Origin of the sequence: Halobacillus sp., from assembly GCF_049282395.1 — a bacterium.
Classification (GTDB): Bacteria; Bacillota; Bacilli; order Bacillales; family Halobacillaceae; genus Halobacillus.
Window position 1 is genome coordinate 1 of the sequence record NZ_JBAPTY010000021.1, and the last position, 1,580, is coordinate 1,580.

Annotated in this window: 1 protein-coding gene; it reads right to left on the reverse strand. The window is 39.4% G+C overall.

Annotated elements, in window-relative coordinates; all coding sequences use genetic code 11:
- Positions 1-1,580 (reverse strand): AAA domain-containing protein (locus WAM07_RS01015; protein ID WP_422164022.1); only part of this gene is annotated, 1,580 nt, incomplete at both ends.

A 1,580-nucleotide genomic window follows, 5' to 3' on the forward strand; every position in this document is an offset into this window, starting at 1 on the left:
GAGGGATATTTTCTTTCTACTTCATCAATCCAATAAATGTACGTAGATTGCTCAGCAATTTCTTTCCAATGCTCTGCTACATTTTTATCAACCGCTGGATCGCTTTTTTCTTTTAATTGGTCTATAATTTTTTTCATTGTTTTAGAGCTTTCATCATAAAGGCGATCCATCTCTCTTAGGTCTTCAAAGTCTTCTTTCAAGAAATTTTGCTGTCTTTGAATACTAGAAAGAGGGATATCTCCTGTAGAAATACGATTTTTGTAGTGTTCAATCGTATTTTCTGAAAGATAATCTTTCATATCATTTAAGTTCTCGGACATACCTTCTGAAACATTAGCTAATTCATACAGAATACTCAAACTCTGCTTTAACTTGGGCCATTCTTTGGAAGACATGCCTCTAAACTTATCTCCACCTAGTAGGTCTTCAACGATGGTTTTACCCGTAAAAGTGGTCCACATCCACAACCGAAGCTTTTGCAGGGTTTTCTTATCGTCCTCATTTAAATCGTCATAGATCTTAGCAATTTTGTCATCGACTTCCCAACTATAGGCAGGAGTAATGTCTTTTTCTTCAAAATGTTCTAAATATCCGATGCTATTTTCTGCTTCTTGAATAACCTTGTCTAATAGTTCTACAATTTTGACACGGTCTTTCATTTCCAATCGGCCAAATGACTTCCTATCTTTCAGAGGATAATCTCCTGCTCCAAAACGGCTGTAATAGCGACCGTAAGAGAAGATTTTGATCAAGACATCATTTAAATTATCTTTGTTTAATTCGTCTAACACCTGGTCAAGTTCTACGATTTCTTCCTGTTCCTTTGCTGGTTTTCCGATTGCATACAAGTCATATGCTCTGTAACCATGAGGCTGAACTTCATAGAGCCCTTGCGCAATATTGTCCAGTTCCTCCTCTGTTTGGACAATCCTCGCTGACAGATTCTCTAGCTCATTTTCCAGATCTTTATAACTGACTTCATTAGATAGCTGTTGATTTAATTTACCATAGAGGGCATTTCGATCATTTTTCTCATCGTGAAGAAGAGCAGCGTTTGCCGATAACCCAAGACCGTCCAGCCGCTGATAAACGACATCCAAGGCTGCCCTCTTCTGTGTAACGAGCATAACTCTTTGTTCGTTTGCTACAGCGTTCGCAATCATATTAACGATAACCTGTGACTTTCCAGTACCAGGCGGTCCGTGCACCACGATTCCTTTTTCATGCTCCAGCGAATCAATAATATGTTCTTGAGAGGCGTCGGTATCCAGAACCAGGAATTTAGATTTCTCTTTACTCACTTTATCTTTGGAAACATCCTGGGCGGCGGCCGGGAGACGATCAACACCTTCAGCATCCTGATCTTTGCCGATATCCAGTAATTCAGATACCAATCCTAACGATTCATCCTCGTTATCCAGCTTCTCCATAAATTGTTCATAATCTTTAAGGATAGCTGAATTTCCTTGTGGGAAATGACCAATTACCGCCTGATGGTGTAATCGAAAACGTCCCTTAGGAACTAAGGGGATATCCTCTTTTTTAAAACTCCCAACCTCCTTAATACTTTCACCTACTAG